This is a genomic window from uncultured Faecalicoccus sp. (assembly GCF_944327125.1).
Taxonomy (GTDB): domain Bacteria; phylum Bacillota_I; class Bacilli_A; order Erysipelotrichales; family Erysipelotrichaceae; genus Faecalicoccus.
On the sequence record NZ_CALVGO010000004.1, the window covers coordinates 21567 to 35921 of the forward strand.

Annotated in this window: 15 protein-coding genes; 14 read left to right on the top strand and 1 reads right to left on the bottom strand. The window is 39.1% G+C overall.

Annotated elements, in window-relative coordinates; all coding sequences use genetic code 11:
* Window positions 1-110: 110 nt before the first annotated feature.
* From Q0K03_RS01125 to holA, 8 genes are read left to right on the top strand one after another with little or no spacing between them, the layout of a single operon-like run.
* On the top strand, window positions 111-362 hold the full coding sequence (locus Q0K03_RS01125; protein ID WP_297236849.1) for an IreB family regulatory phosphoprotein: 252 nt from the start codon (window positions 111-113) through the stop codon (window positions 360-362).
* Window positions 362-787 (top strand): Holliday junction resolvase RuvX, encoded by a 426-nt coding sequence (gene ruvX / locus Q0K03_RS01130; protein WP_297236851.1) that lies wholly within the window; start codon window positions 362-364, stop codon window positions 785-787. The genes Q0K03_RS01125 and ruvX overlap by 1 nt, the downstream gene beginning before the upstream one ends.
* 28 nt (window positions 788-815) lie before the next feature.
* Window positions 816-1064 (top strand): DUF1292 domain-containing protein, encoded by a 249-nt coding sequence (locus Q0K03_RS01135; RefSeq protein WP_297236853.1) that lies wholly within the window; start codon window positions 816-818, stop codon window positions 1062-1064.
* Complete coding sequence (gene mltG, locus Q0K03_RS01140; protein WP_297236855.1) at window positions 1057-2142, top strand: endolytic transglycosylase MltG; 1086 nt, start codon at window positions 1057-1059, stop codon at window positions 2140-2142. The genes Q0K03_RS01135 and mltG overlap by 8 nt, the downstream gene beginning before the upstream one ends.
* A 59-nt stretch (window positions 2143-2201) precedes the next feature.
* Window positions 2202-2690: a transcription elongation factor GreA gene (greA, locus tag Q0K03_RS01145; RefSeq protein ID WP_297236857.1), complete on the top strand. Its 489-nt coding sequence runs from the start codon at window positions 2202-2204 to the stop codon at window positions 2688-2690.
* Between the two features lie 43 nt (window positions 2691-2733).
* On the top strand, window positions 2734-3213 hold the full coding sequence (locus tag Q0K03_RS01150; RefSeq protein WP_297236859.1) for a ComEA family DNA-binding protein: 480 nt from the start codon (window positions 2734-2736) through the stop codon (window positions 3211-3213).
* Window positions 3210-5114 carry an MBL fold metallo-hydrolase gene (locus Q0K03_RS01155; RefSeq protein WP_297236861.1) on the top strand — a complete coding sequence of 635 codons (1905 nt, stop codon included), beginning with the start codon at window positions 3210-3212 and terminating at the stop codon, window positions 5112-5114. The genes Q0K03_RS01150 and Q0K03_RS01155 overlap by 4 nt, the downstream gene beginning before the upstream one ends.
* A 9-nt stretch (window positions 5115-5123) precedes the next feature.
* Window positions 5124-6050, top strand: coding sequence for a DNA polymerase III subunit delta (holA, locus tag Q0K03_RS01160; protein WP_297236863.1), 927 nt, complete (start codon window positions 5124-5126; stop codon window positions 6048-6050).
* Between the two features lie 31 nt (window positions 6051-6081).
* Here holA and rpsT read toward each other — a convergent pair whose 3' ends face one another.
* Entirely contained in the window at window positions 6082-6345 is a 264-nt protein-coding gene (gene rpsT, locus Q0K03_RS01165) for a 30S ribosomal protein S20 (RefSeq protein WP_297236865.1), read from the bottom strand.
* A gap of 111 nt (window positions 6346-6456) precedes the next feature.
* Here rpsT and fmt point away from each other — a divergent pair, with 111 nt between their 5' ends.
* From fmt to pepV, 6 genes are all read left to right on the top strand, one after another.
* Window positions 6457-7386, top strand: coding sequence for a methionyl-tRNA formyltransferase (fmt, locus tag Q0K03_RS01170; protein ID WP_297236867.1), 930 nt, complete (start codon window positions 6457-6459; stop codon window positions 7384-7386).
* Between the two features lie 10 nt (window positions 7387-7396).
* Window positions 7397-9199, top strand: coding sequence for a translation elongation factor 4 (gene lepA / locus Q0K03_RS01175; RefSeq protein WP_297236869.1), 1803 nt, complete (start codon window positions 7397-7399; stop codon window positions 9197-9199).
* Complete coding sequence (hemW, locus tag Q0K03_RS01180; RefSeq protein WP_297236871.1) at window positions 9199-10293, top strand: radical SAM family heme chaperone HemW; 1095 nt, start codon at window positions 9199-9201, stop codon at window positions 10291-10293. The genes lepA and hemW overlap by 1 nt, the downstream gene beginning before the upstream one ends.
* Before the next feature lie 86 nt (window positions 10294-10379).
* A complete protein-coding gene (gene rpsO, locus Q0K03_RS01185; RefSeq protein ID WP_297236872.1) occupies window positions 10380-10646 on the top strand; it encodes a 30S ribosomal protein S15 in 267 nt (88 codons plus the stop codon).
* 68 nt (window positions 10647-10714) lie between these two features.
* Window positions 10715-12856 (top strand): polyribonucleotide nucleotidyltransferase, encoded by a 2142-nt coding sequence (gene pnp, locus Q0K03_RS01190; protein ID WP_297236874.1) that lies wholly within the window; start codon window positions 10715-10717, stop codon window positions 12854-12856.
* A gap of 121 nt (window positions 12857-12977) precedes the next feature.
* Window positions 12978-14354 carry a dipeptidase PepV gene (pepV, locus tag Q0K03_RS01195; protein ID WP_297236876.1) on the top strand — a complete coding sequence of 459 codons (1377 nt, stop codon included), beginning with the start codon at window positions 12978-12980 and terminating at the stop codon, window positions 14352-14354.
* Window position 14355: the final 1 nt, after the last annotated feature.

The following is a 14355-nucleotide window of genomic DNA, read 5'->3' on the forward strand; positions in this document are numbered from 1 at the left end:
TGGGACTTATTTACTAAAATGTATGCGCTTTTGTTCCTCAAAGTGTTTCATTTTCTATTCTTTTTCTGTATAATTACTTAGTATAAAGTAGTTTAAAGGAGTGTGATCTTATGAAAGACATTACAGAAACTATGACTTTTACTACTGAAGAGATTCGTCGTGAAAATATCAAAAGTGTTTTACGCGATGTAAGTCAAGCTTTGGAAGAAAGAGGTTACAATTCGGTCAACCAAATTGCCGGTTATTTGATCAGTAACGATCCAGCTTATATTTCATCGCACAAAAATGCACGTAATTTGATTCAGCGCATCGAACGTTATGAAATTATCGAAGAGCTGGTTCGCGCATATTTGGAAAAATAATGGCACGAATTCTTGGCTTAGATCTTGGTAGTGTAACTTGTGGAGTTTCAATCAGCGATCGTGGCGGAATTGTCGCCAGAACACTGAAAACAATCCGATTTCCAAGCGAAGATTATGATATCTGTTTTGATGAAGTATTAAAGATCCTGCAAGAAAACGAGATCAAAAAGGTTGTCATCGGCTTACCCAAACATATGAATGGGGATATAGGGGAAAGAGCTCAGATATCGATTCAGTTCGCTAAGGAATTGGAAAAAGAAGGATACGAAACGGTACTGTGGGATGAACGTATGACTACGATCGCCGCAACAAAAGTCTTACTGGAAGCGGATGTTTCGCGCAAAAAAAGAAAAAAGGTCGTGGATCAGTTAGCTGCAGTCGAAATTCTTCAAGGATATTTAGATAAACAAAATGGGGGATTTTAACCCTCATTTTTTATGAAAGGAAAATATTATGCTTGATTCTAACTGTTTATATGTAGAAGATGAAAATGGATTGGAGAAAAAAATGACGATCCTGTTTACCTTTGATCATGAAGATAAACAATATGTTGTTTTCCAGGATGCCGATCATGATGCAGATCAGGTTTATGCTTCCCGCTATGATGATGAAGGAAACCTGTTGCCAATCGAAACGGAGGAAGAATGGGAAATGGTTGAGGAAGTGATCAATACATTTGCGGAGGATGAAGAAAATGCCTAAACAACGAAGACGAAAGTCTCCATTCAAAAAAATTCTTTTGACTGTATTGTTGATAGTTGTAGTTGTTGGAGTTTCTGCCAGTGTTTATTTTTCAATGAATCTTAAAGCGGTCGGAAATGGTGATCATGAAATTCTGTTTGAAGTTAAGGAAGGCGAAACTTTTGATTCCGTTTTAACCAACCTGGAAAAAGAAGGAATAATCCGGTCCTCTATAGTTGCGAAATTATATGCGAAGCTGACGCATTCAGGTAACTATTTTGCCGGTAACTATGAACTGAACGATTCCATGAGTACAAAAGAGGTCCTGTCTTATATTTCGGACGAATCCAATCTCGTGAATGAATCGGTTACTTTGACGGTCCCTGAAGGAACATGGGCCAAAGAAGTTGCTGAAAATATTGCCGAAATCTATCCGCAATATACGGCAGAAGATATTATCCGTCAGTGGAACGATGCAGAATATATCCAGACTCTTTCAAAAGATTACAGTTTCTTAAATGCGGAAACCTTAAATAACGAGAACTATAAAGTTAAGCTGGAAGGATATTTATTTCCAGAAACCTATTTTTTAAATCCGGAAGCCGATATTGACGAAATCACCAGAACTTTGTTGAATCAGTTTGATAGTTTCTATCAGGAAAATAAATCTTTGTTTGAACAAAGTGAGTATTCGGTGCATGAGATTGTAACTCTTGCCAGTGTAGTTCAGTTTGAGTCCGGCTCAACAGAAGATATGCCAACGATTGCCAGTGTTTTCTACAATCGTCTTAACGACGGCATGCGTTTGGAATCCAGTGTTACGGTATGTTATGCCTTATACGATCAGTTTGATGATCCAACACAGTGTGAGACGCAAACGGATATTGAATCTCCATACAACACATACTTGAATGACGGTCTACCTGTTGGCCCGATTTTGAATCCTGGAGCGGATGCGATCAAAGCAGTTTTAGAACCGGCTTCAACTGAATATTACTTTTTTGCCGCCGATATCAATGGTGATGGTAAAGTATATTACTCCAAGACATTTGAAGAACACCAAAAGGTGTGTGAAGATCTTGGTTTGATTCTGAATTAAAGTTTGAAAAATATGAACTGTATGCTATAATCACAATGCAATCAAGGGGTGAAATCAAAATGGAAAATGATAAATTTTATGTCACACAGGAAGGCTATAACGAACTGGTCAGAGAACATGAAGATCTGGTTCAAAATGTTCGTCAGCAGGTTATTGTAGAACTTCAGGAAGCACGTGCTCAGGGAGACTTGTCAGAAAACGCTGATTATGATGCCGCACGTGAACATCAGGCTCAGGTGGAAGCTCGTATTCGCGAATTGGAAACAATGATCAAAAATGCGGAAATCATTGAAGAGTCGGATGGAAAACGTAAAAAGAGCAAGAACGCCGTTGTAAAACTTGGTTCAATCGTTACTTTGGAAGATCTATCCGATCACACACAGAATACGTTCTCTATCGTGGGATCGATCGAAGCCGATCCATTGAACGGTAAACTTTCCAACAATACACCGTTGGCGGAAGCCATCTTAGATCGTAAGGTTGGTGAAGTGGTTACAGTTTCCCGAGTGGATGAACCATATGAAGTAAAAATTCTTACGATCAAATAACAATTTTCCAGATATTATTACGTATATAAGAAGGGTGATCATTATGAAGAAAGCTCTTCTTTTTTTATTGTTTATCTTTTGTATCTTTTTTTCCTATTATGGACGCTTTCAGCCTGTATCGCTTGAACTGGTGAAACCTTCCTTAAAAGAGGTGGAGATCAAAGGGGAAGTGCAAAATCCAGGAGTTTATACAGTAAAATGGGAAGCTACGGTTCAAGATGTCATTGAGGAGGCAGGCGGTATGACCAAGACGGCAGATGATCGATCGATCAACCTCTTAATGAAACCAGAACCGGAAAGTACGATCCTCATTCCAGGAGACCAGCAAACCAAGGATCTGATTTCCATTAATGAAGCCGATAAAGAACTACTCTGTGAATTGACCGGGATCGGACCGGTCATGGCCCAGCGAATCATTGATTATAGACAAAATCAGCCTTTTACTTCCTTAGAACAATTAATGGAAGTCAAAGGAATTGGAGAAAAAACCTTTCAAAAACTAAAGGATGATATCTGTCTATGAAAAAACAAATATTTTGCATGGCTCTTGGCTTCTGGATGATCGTTATTACCGGAGACATTCTGTTTACGTTTTTGTTCTTTTTGTTGTATGGTTTGTACCTGTATTCGGTAAGTAAGCAGTTTGTTGTCTTATTCCTTTGGCTTTTATGTTGTCTATTCTCGTTAATGCTTTTGCCGCAATCCATTGATGCGCCCGTAAGTGGGGAATACACAGTTTATCGAGTGAAAAAAAACTATGCATTGGCACAGAATCAAAATGATCGTATCATCTTGTATGGGTTAAAAGATCCAGGAATCTTTGATACGTATTATGTTGAAACGTTTGAAAAGGTGTATTCATTAGACAACATTTCAATGTTTTCTTTTTCGTCTTATTTAAAAGAAGAAAAGATCGCTTACTCTGCTCAAGTCAGTGAAACCAACCTCATTTCGAAAGGGCATACTTTCTCATCGAAAATCTTTAATGTGATCCATAATAAGGATCCTTTTCTGTTTTCCATTCTATATGGCATTTATGATGATAACACGCCGGATTTGATCTATCGTTTATCACTTCCTTTACTGAGCTTTCTATATCTACTTGAAAACTTCTTGAAAAAACATCTTTCTTATTCTCAGGTTTATATCGTTAGTTTTTTTACCAGCCTGATTTGTGGTTTTCTCTTTGACTATACAACCTCTCTGGTTCGATTTATTTGTCATCGCTTTAGTAAGATCTTTTTTAAAGATCTTCAAAATCAGATCAGCATGACCATTGTTTTGTTTCTTGTCCTGCTTCCGCAGAAAGGAACTTCTTTTTCGTTTGTACTACCAATTGCATTTTCATTGTTGAACTTAGTTTCTCAAAATGGAAAACAAAAGATGTGTTTGCGATTGGTTTTTCTGACGGGTCTTCAATATCTGTATTTTCACCAAGTGGATTTCGTATTGCTTCTGTTTTTTGGATTTCTTCGTAAAATGAGCGGTTATTGTCTGATTGTGGAAATTTTCTTATTCTTCTTTCCATTTTATGAACTCCAGAATCTATGGTTTTCACTATTAGAGAACATTCCCTCTTTGATTTGGGAATTTGACGCCGGTTTTATATATTTGCTGTTTATGCTTATCACTCTATTTAAAATACTTTGTGCAAATAAAAATCGCATATATCTTTTAGTTTTTTTTCTGTTTCCATTTTTTGCTCCTTATACCAATCCTTTTTTTACGGTAACCGTGTTTTCCATTGGACAGGGAGACTGCACCTTGATTACGGAACCTTTTTTAAAAAGTGCGGTTATGATCGATTGCGGACAGAATCTGTATCGTGACAATATGGAAGAAATTGTGATTCCATTTCTAAGAATGAAACATATTCATCAGCTGGATTGTGTTATTTTGACCCATAACGATTTTGATCATGATGGAGGAATCGATTCACTAAAAAAGCAAATTCACATCAAAAAGATAATTACAGAACGAAAAGGAACCGTACCGGTCTCTTATCCCTTTTATTCTCTTTTAGAAGAACGTGAAGCCAATGATAAAAACGATGAAAGTATTATTTCTTATTTTTCTTACGATAACACTTCGTTTTTATGGATGGGAGATGCCTCCAAAGAAATAGAAAAAGATTTGATACACAGGTATCCGAATTTGAAAGCCGATCTGTTAAAAGTGGGACATCATGGATCAAACACAAGTTCTTGTTTTGAATTTCTCGATGCAACGGATGCCTCTTTGGCAATCATTTCTGCCGGAAAAGATAATCGCTATGGACATCCACATGTAGAAACATTAAAAAACTTAAAAAGAGCCGGGATATCCAATTTGAATACCGGTGATGCAGGGATGATCCGAATTTATACGTTGAAAGGACTACGTTTTGTTATTACCGGTTCCAAAAACTTTGGTATAATACCATAGGTGACCAAGATGTATTATATTCTATATGGCGATGATCAAAGTCGAATCCAGAAAAAATTAAAAACGATTGAAACAACACAAAAAGCCGATACGATTCATTATTATGATGCGCTTAATGACACCCAGGAAATCGTTCTTGAAGATATGGACAGTCTGTCTATTTTCGAAGATAGAAAGATGATTGTCATTAAAAATTGTTCTTTTTTATCGGCAAAGAATAAAACCAACTATGACATCAATGAATTCTTATTAAGAAGAAATGAGGATTTATGTGTCATTGTTTTCATTCATGAAGGGAATAAATTAGATCAAAGAAAGAAAAATGTGAAGGAACTGGTAGCTGCTTCCAAAGTTTTAAGCTGTATGGCACTCGATCAGGAAAGTCAGCTCAGTTACATTCGCGAAACGTTAAAGAAAAATAAAGTATCTATGGACCCGGATGCACTGCGCTGGTTTTGTCAGCGCATCGGTTACGATGTGCTGCGCATTGACTCTGAAGTGTATAAGTTGAAAACCTATGCGGATCATATCACATTAAACGATGTCAAAGCTTTGATTGCTCCTGTTCCTGTGGATGATGTATTTAAAATGGTGGATGCCTTGTTTCAAAAAAACAAGATCTTATTGTTGGCATTCTATCGAAACTTTCGCAAACAAAACATAGAGCCTGTGGCCATCATTGGTCTTTTGGCTTCGCAACTGCGTTTTTTATTCCAGGTTCGTATTTATATGGATCAGGGATATTCGAGCGATACGATTGCTTCGATTTTAAAAGCCCATCCGTATCGTGTCAGTCTCAACGTCAAAAAAGCAAGGTCTTTTTCAAGTGAAGAATTGTTGGATCAGTTGGAATCTCTTGCCAATCTGGATCAGAATATGAAACTTGGACTTGTCAACAAAGATGAAGGCTTTGAGCGATTTATCTTAGAATTATAAATTATAAAAAAAGTTTCCCATCGGAAACTTTTTATTTGATATTATTGATAGCTGTAGCCAAACGTGATTTCTGTCGGCTGGCATAATTTTTATGATGTACACCTTTTGCGACAGCTTTATCAAGCTTTGAACAACATTCGTTGTATGCAGCCAAGGCAGCATCTTTATCGTTGGCTTCAACGGCAGCCAAGACTTTTTTAATAGAAGTTTTCAACGCTGTTTTCTTGGATACAACTAATTTGTGAGCTTTGTTATTTGTCTTAACACGTTTCTTTTGCGATTTAATTTGTGGCATGGCTTGCACCTCCTGACTTAAATTGCTTTTGAATTATAACAAAATATCCGATACAATGCAACACAAGTTCTAAAAAATAAGGTATAATACCGAAGTGTTGGAGGGATTCAAATGAAAAATGTAAGAACGGTTTTTATGGGGACTCCTCATATTGCGAAAGTCTTATTGGAAAATATGATTCAAAACGGAATTCACATCGTTTTAGTTGTTACGCAGCCCGATCGCAAAGTGGGCCGTAAACAGAATATAGTCTATTCACCGGTCAAGGAATGTGCTCTGGAGAACAATATTCCGGTTTTTCAGCCGCATCATATCAAACAGGAATTCGATGAGGTTTTAAAGGCAGATCCCGAACTGATCGTCACCTGTGCTTTTGGACAGATCGTTCCTTCAGAGATCCTGGATTATCCTAAATATGGCTGTGTGAATCTTCATGGATCCTTATTACCGAAATATCGAGGAGCCGCTCCTATACAAAGAGCCATCTGGAATCGTGAAAAGGAAAGCGGCATGTCACTGATGAAGATGGTACCTCAAATGGATGCAGGACCGGTCTTTGCCACTAAGAAGATCTCGATTGATGATAACGAGACTTCTTCAACCTTATTTGATAAAATGGCGGATGCCGCCAGCCAGCTGTTGATTGAGAATTATGATGCCCTTTGTGATACAGAGGCAACTTATGTTGATCAGGATGAAAAGCTGGTCAGCTATGCACCCAAAATTTCAAAAGAGGATGAGCGTATCGACTTGTCAAAAACGGACGAAGAGATCCTTGCTCAGATCCGGGCGCTTTCACAAAACCCAGGAGGATATATTCAGGTCAATCAGAAAAAATTTAAGATCTATGATTTTGAGTATGTTCCTGGACCAATTGATGAGCCTTTTGTCTGGGTAGGAAAGCTACAGCGTGGATTGGGTCTCAATCTTCAAAAGGGAACCTTAATCATCAAAAGCTGCCAAATGGAAGGGAAACCTGTTGTTTCTGGTTTGGACTTCGCAAATGGTCAGGGACAAAATCTAAAAGGGAAAAAAGTATAGGAGTGTTGATATGGATCAAAATCATATTCGTAATTTTTCAATTATCGCACATATCGATCATGGTAAATCTACATTGGCCGATCGCATCCTTGAACTTACGGATACCGTCGAAAAAAGAGAGATGAAAGACCAGATTCTGGATTCTATGGATCTGGAAAGAGAACGAGGTATCACGATCAAATTAAATGCCGTGCAATTGATTTATCACGCTAAAAATGGGGAAGATTATGTGTTTCATTTGATCGATACACCAGGTCATGTCGATTTCAGCTATGAAGTTTCTCGATCGTTAGCCGCCTGTGAAGGTGCCGTTCTTGTTGTAGATGCCTGTCAGGGCGTTCAGGCGCAAACATTGGCCAATGTGTATCTGGCTTTGGAAAATGATCTAGAAATTCTTCCTGTTTTGAACAAAATCGATTTGCCCAGCGCGCAGCCGGATGTCGTTAAAGAAGAAATTGAAAACCTGATTGGTTTGGACTGCACGGAAGCTGTGGAGATCAGCGCCAAATCCGGATTGAATGTAGATCAGGTCTTGGAAGAGATCGTTTCTAAATTACCGGCGCCTAAAGGCAATCCGAACCAGCCCCTTCAAGCGCTTGTTTTTGACAGCGTTTATGATTCCTACCGCGGCGTCATTGCCTTTATCAGTGTGAAAAATGGAGTGATCAAGCCCAAAGATAAGATTCGTTTTATGGCTACCGGAGCCGAATATGAAGTTATCGATGTAGGGGTCAGAACACCAAAAGAAATCGTCAAGGATCAACTGGTTACCGGAGAAGTGGGATGGGTCAGTGCAGCCATCAAAAATATCGAAGATGTTCGAGTTGGGGATACGATCACCAATGCAGTCGATCCTTGTTTGGAACCTCTTCACGGATATCGTCAAATGAATCCGATGGTGTATTGTGGATTATATCCGGTGGATAATGCGCGATACGACGATTTAAAGGAAGCCTTGTCAAAATTAAAGCTTAATGATGCTTCCTTGACCTACGAACCAGAAACATCACAAGCTTTAGGTTTTGGATTTCGATGTGGTTTTTTAGGCCTTTTACATATGGATGTCGTGGAAGAACGTCTGGAAAGAGAATACAATCTGGATCTGATCGCTACGTCTCCTTCTGTGATCTATCATGTTTACAAAACAGATGGAACAATGCTTTCCATTGATAATCCCAGCGCATTGCCGCCTACACAGAATATCGATCATATTGAAGAACCTTATGTGCGGGCTGAAATCATGGTCCCTAAAGATTATGTTGGCGCCATGATGGATCTGTGCCAGAAAAAAAGAGGGGAATACATCGATATGCAGGTCATTGATGATTTGCGTATGAATATGATCTATGAACTGCCATTAAGTGAGATCATTTATGATTTCTTTGATAAAATGAAATCCTATACCAAAGGCTATGCCAGTCTGGATTATCATTTTAGCGGATACAAAACAAGTGCGCTGGTTAAAATGGATATCTTGTTGAACGGACAGATCATCGATGCATTAAGTACGATTGTATTTAAGGATTTTGCGTACAATCGAGGCAATGCCATGACCATCAAATTAAAGGAGATCATTCCTAAACAACAGTTTGAAATTCCAGTTCAGGCGGCAATCGGTGGTAAAATCATTGCCCGAACCAACATTAAAGCTTTACGAAAAAATGTGCTTGCCAAATGTTACGGCGGTGATATTTCCCGTAAGAAAAAGTTGTTGGAAAAACAAAAAGAAGGAAAGAAACGAATGAAAAAGGTAGGTTCCGTGGAAATCCCGCAGGAGGCCTTTATGGCTGTTCTTTCTATGGACGATCAATAATGCGTGCTGTATCTTGTTATGTTCATGTTCCTTTTTGCCGGCATATCTGCTATTACTGTGGGTTTTGTCGGCAGAAATATAATGAAACTTTAGAAGAAGCGTGGCTGAATCAAATCCAAAAGGAGATTGATGATAAGCATTTGACCCAATTAGAAACCTTATATTTTGGCGGCGGCACTCCCAATGTTTTATCAGCCTCTGGATTAAAACGACTCTGTGAAATGTTCAGGCCATATTTAGATAGTGTTTATGAATGGACCATAGAATGTAACCCTGAACTTGTAACGTATGATCAAGTCAAGATGTTCAAACAAATGGGAATCAATCGAATCAGTCTAGGTGTACAGACCTTGAATAACAGCCTTCTTAAAAGTATCGGTCGTCATCATACTTCAGACGATGTTTTTAAAGCGATTGAATTGTGTTTTGAACAGGATATTCGCAACGTATCTGTCGATTTGATGTTTGCCTTGCCGAATCAGACAATCGATGACATAAAAAAGGACCTTCAACAAATCGTTCAGTTAAACGTACCTCATCTTTCGATCTATTCTTTACAGATCGAAGAAAATTCGATCTTCCAAAAGCAGAATATACAACCGATCGATGAAGATTTGGAGGCGGACATGTACGAAATGATTGTTCAATTCTGCAAGCAGAATGGGTTTACTCATTATGAGATCAGTTCCTTTGCCAAAAACAAATTCTTTTCAAAACACAATATGAAATACTGGAGCGATCAAGACTTTATCGGGATTGGATGCGGAGCCTGCGGTAAAGAAAAGGGAACTCTCTACGAGAATACGAAAAATTTAAATGTTTATCTTCAAAAAGGACCTTGTCCTACATTGATTCAGGAAGACATTAAAGAACAAAGTTTTGATTCAATCATGATGTCATTACGTACAATCTTTGGTTTAGATATTCAACAATGGGAAAATAAATATCAAATGAATTTTCGAAAACAATACCAGAAGGTCCTGCAACAATATATCCCGGATCACTTACAAATCATAAACGGGCATTTGATTCCGACGGAAAAGGGATTTGAGATATTGAACACAATTTTAGTTGATTTTTTAGAAATTCACTGATATTATATATGAGCTTTTGGTCTAAGAATCTGGAGACTTCCGACCTGATTCCTGGATCAGAAGAACACAAACAGGAGGAAGAAAATATGTTATTAAAAGCTGAAAAACAGGCAATCATGAAAGAGTATGCCATTCATGAAGGAGATACAGGTTCTCCTGAAGTGCAGATTGCTATTTTAACTGCACAGATCAACCGTTTGACTGATCATTTCAAGGAACACAAACATGATTTCCATTCTCAAAGAGGATTGATGAAAATGGTTGGACGTCGTAAAAACATGCTTGCATACTTGAAGAAAAAAGATTTAGAACGCTATAAAAGCTTAATTGCACGTTTAGGTCTGAGAAAGTAATCGAAAGATTACTTTTTTTTATTGTCTGATTATGATAAACTTACCATTGGTAAAAAGAGAGGTAACATATGGCGAAACAAGAGTTTCATTTAGATTTCTGTGGTCGGGGGATCACAGTAGAAACTGGTGAGATCGCAAAACAGGCCGATGGGGCGGTTATTGTTCGATATGGTGATACAGTAACGCTTTCAACCGCTTGTGCATCCAACCAGGCTAAGGAAGGAATCGATTTCTTTCCATTAACAGTAAGTTTTGAAGAAAAATTGTATTCAGTAGGTAAGATCCCAGGTGGATTTTTACGTCGTGAAGGACGTCCTAGCGAACACGCAACCTTAACAGCTCGAATGATCGATAGACCAATCCGACCTTTGTTTGCGGAAGGATTCAGAAATGAAGTTCAGGTTGTTAACACTGTGTTGAGTGTGGATCAGGATTGTTCTGCCGAAATGGCAGCGATGTTTGGAGCCAGTTTAGCTTTATGCATCAGTGATATCCCATTCAACGGACCAATTGCCGGTGTTAAGGTAGGCCGTGTGAATGGAGAATTTATCTGCAATCCAAGTGTTGAACAGGCCAGCTTGAGTGATATTGAATTGACTGTCGCTGGAACGAAACAGGCATTGAACATGGTGGAAGCCGGTGCCAAGGAAGTCAGCGAAGAAGATATGTTAGCTGCGTTAATGTTTGGACACGAACAGATCAAAAAGCTTTGCGCTTTCCAGGAAGAAATCGTAGCTGCCTGCGGTAAGGAAAAACGTGAAATCGAACTATATGCCATTGACGAGCAATTGGATCAGGAAGTTCGTGCTCATTTTGAAAAGCCGATCCGTGAAGCGGTGTCCATCAAAGAAAAATTGGAACGCTATGGAAAAATTGATGAACTGACAGATCAGGCAGTGGCCATGATCGAAGAAAAATCTTACGATTCGGATAAAGAATTAAACAATGCGATCAAACAGACAAAAGAGATCTGCCGCAGCATTGAAGCGGATGAAGTACGTCGTTTGATCATTGAAGATAAGATTCGTCCGGACGGACGTGCCATTGATGAGATCCGTCCATTGAATTCTCAGGTCGATCTATTGCCTCGTGTTCATGGTTCTGCCTTGTTTACCCGCGGAGAAACACAGGTATTATCGACGACCACGTTAGGAGCCATCAATGAAAACCAAATCATTGACGATTTAACCGAGGTAGAAGCAAAACGTTTCATGCATCATTATAATTTCCCTCCATATTGTGTTGGTGAAACCGGTCGTATGGGAAGCCCTGGCCGCCGTGAGATTGGTCATGGTGCTTTAGGGGAAAGAGCTCTGTTACAAGTGCTTCCTAGTTTGGATGAATTCCCTTATACGATCCGTACGGTGGCCGATGTCATGGAAAGTAATGGATCCAGTTCACAGGCAAGTATCTGTGCGGGAACGATGTCTTTAATGGCAGCCGGTGTTCCTATTAAAGCTCCAGTTGCGGGAATTGCCATGGGATTGATCATGGATGACAATACCGGGAAATATACGGTTTTGACCGATATTCAGGGAATGGAAGATCATTTTGGCGATATGGACTTTAAAGTTGCCGGTACAAAAAATGGAATCACGGCCTTACAAATGGATATCAAGGTAACAGGCATCACGAAAGAGATCTTTGAAGAAGCTTTAGCGCAGGCGCATAAGGCTCGCTTTGAGATCTTAGATAATATGCTGAGCTGTATTCCTGAACCACGTAAAGAATTGAGCCCTTACGCGCCGAAAATCAAAATGATGCACATCGATCCTGATAAGATCAAAGATGTCATTGGTCCTGGTGGAAAAATGATCAACGAGATCATTGCACAGTGTGACAATGTTAAGATCGATATCGATGATGACGGTAAAGTCGTTATTTATCATCATGATTACGCAACGATCGATAAAGCCAAAGAGATGATCGAAAACATTGTTCGCGAAGCAAAAGTAGGAGATATCTATACAGCCAAGGTAGTACGAATTGAAAAATTCGGTGCTTTTGTGAACTTGTTTGGCAATACGGATGGATTGCTCCATATCTCTAAGATTTCCCACCATCGAGTAGAAAAAGTTGAAGATGTGCTGAAGATTGGGGATACGATCGATGTTAAAGTTGTAGAAATCGACAACAAAGGCCGTATCAACGTCAGTGCAAAAGCTTTACTTCCAAAACCAAAGGAAGAACCTAAAAAAGAAGCTGAATAAAATTGCAAGACAGGCACCAGAGAGTAAGCCTGTCTTTTTCTATGGATTTCCAAGGTTTTTTCAACTCTGTATTTCTTGTACTTTTGAAATATGGTAAAATGGCTAAAAAGGAGTGACAAAAATGGATTTTCTAAAACTCGCTAAAGAAAAAGAAAAAGATTTTCTTGAAGATTTGAATACATTGGTCTCTATTGAATCGGTGCGTGATCTTTCAACAAAAGAAGAGGGTGCACCCTTTGGAACAAAGTGCCGGGAAGCTTTGGATGCGATGTTGGATATCGCAAAGCGTGATGGTTTTGCGACAAAAGATATTGACGGCTACGCTGGTGTTATAGAATATGGAACACAAAAGGATACATTAGGCGTTCTGGGACATTTAGATATTGTTCCTGTTGGAGAAGACTGGACCAAAGACCCGCTAAAGGTTACCGTCAATGACGGCTATGTCTTTGGACGCGGTGTCATGGATGATAAGGGACCAGCTCTTGCCGCATACTATGCTTTAAAGATCATTCGTGAACAGAACATTCCTTTAAATCGCCGCGTCATGTTGATCACAGGATGTGATGAAGAAAGCGGTATGGAATGTATGGATTATTATAAAGAACATGCAGAAATTCCGCAGATGGGATTTGTGCCTGATGCCGATTTCCCGGTAATTTATGGGGAAAAAGGAGGCTTACACGTTGTCTTAACATCCGATGATTCTACGGTGATCCAATCAATGCATGCCGGCAGTCGTCCAAACATCGTGATTGGTAAGGCGGAATGTACGGTCACAGATATTACGGAGAAACAAAAAGAAGAATTTGAATATTACTGCAAGGTCCATCAGCTGGAAGGTTGGATCAAAGACAAAACCATTCATCTTGATGGTGTTTTCGCTCATGCGGCCATGCCATGGCTGGGAGTCAATGCCGCTGTGCATCTTTTAAATTTTATCGGAGAATCGTTTGATGATCAGTTGGCAAAAGACCTGTACCATCTGTTGAAGGATTGGCAGGGAAAACCAGTTGGTATCTATAAAAATGGTTTATATATGTCATTTTTGACCATGAATACCGGTATTGTGGATATTGAAAACGGTAAAACAGAGATCCTGATTGATATTCGTTATCCAAATGATACCAATGCCGAAGAAATCATGTCTGGTTTTGAAAATGTATGTTCCACTTTGAAATCGAACATTCGTCCTGTTATGGAAAGCGATTCAAAGCCTTTATTTGTAGATCCTCAGTCAAAGCTGGTCAAGGATCTAATGACAGTCTATCAGAAATATACAGGCGATACTTTCTCTTGCGCTTTCACTTTGGGCGGCGGAACGTATGCCCGTAAATTTGATAACTTTGTTTCCTATGGACCGGTATTGCCAAATGAAGTGAAAACGACCGATCAATTTGTAGGAGAATGTCATCAGCGTGATGAAGGAATCAAACTGGAGGACTTGATACAGGCAATCGCGATCTACGCGGATGCAATCGTATCACTTTGCAGCTAAT

Coding starts and splice junctions, on each gene's coding strand:
- lepA (WP_297236869.1), top strand. CDS start 7,397: ATGGATCAAAATCATATTCGTAATTTTTCAATTATCGCACATATCGAT.
- Q0K03_RS01135 (WP_297236853.1), top strand. CDS start 816: ATGCTTGATTCTAACTGTTTATATGTAGAAGATGAAAATGGATTGGAG.
- greA (WP_297236857.1), top strand. CDS start 2,202: ATGGAAAATGATAAATTTTATGTCACACAGGAAGGCTATAACGAACTG.
- Q0K03_RS01150 (WP_297236859.1), top strand. CDS start 2,734: ATGAAGAAAGCTCTTCTTTTTTTATTGTTTATCTTTTGTATCTTTTTT.
- rpsT (WP_297236865.1), bottom strand. CDS start 6,345: ATGCCACAAATTAAATCGCAAAAGAAACGTGTTAAGACAAATAACAAA.
- ruvX (WP_297236851.1), top strand. CDS start 362: ATGGCACGAATTCTTGGCTTAGATCTTGGTAGTGTAACTTGTGGAGTT.
- rpsO (WP_297236872.1), top strand. CDS start 10,380: ATGTTATTAAAAGCTGAAAAACAGGCAATCATGAAAGAGTATGCCATT.
- pnp (WP_297236874.1), top strand. CDS start 10,715: ATGGCGAAACAAGAGTTTCATTTAGATTTCTGTGGTCGGGGGATCACA.
- mltG (WP_297236855.1), top strand. CDS start 1,057: ATGCCTAAACAACGAAGACGAAAGTCTCCATTCAAAAAAATTCTTTTG.
- Q0K03_RS01125 (WP_297236849.1), top strand. CDS start 111: ATGAAAGACATTACAGAAACTATGACTTTTACTACTGAAGAGATTCGT.
- holA (WP_297236863.1), top strand. CDS start 5,124: ATGTATTATATTCTATATGGCGATGATCAAAGTCGAATCCAGAAAAAA.
- Q0K03_RS01155 (WP_297236861.1), top strand. CDS start 3,210: ATGAAAAAACAAATATTTTGCATGGCTCTTGGCTTCTGGATGATCGTT.
- hemW (WP_297236871.1), top strand. CDS start 9,199: ATGCGTGCTGTATCTTGTTATGTTCATGTTCCTTTTTGCCGGCATATC.
- fmt (WP_297236867.1), top strand. CDS start 6,457: ATGAAAAATGTAAGAACGGTTTTTATGGGGACTCCTCATATTGCGAAA.
- pepV (WP_297236876.1), top strand. CDS start 12,978: ATGGATTTTCTAAAACTCGCTAAAGAAAAAGAAAAAGATTTTCTTGAA.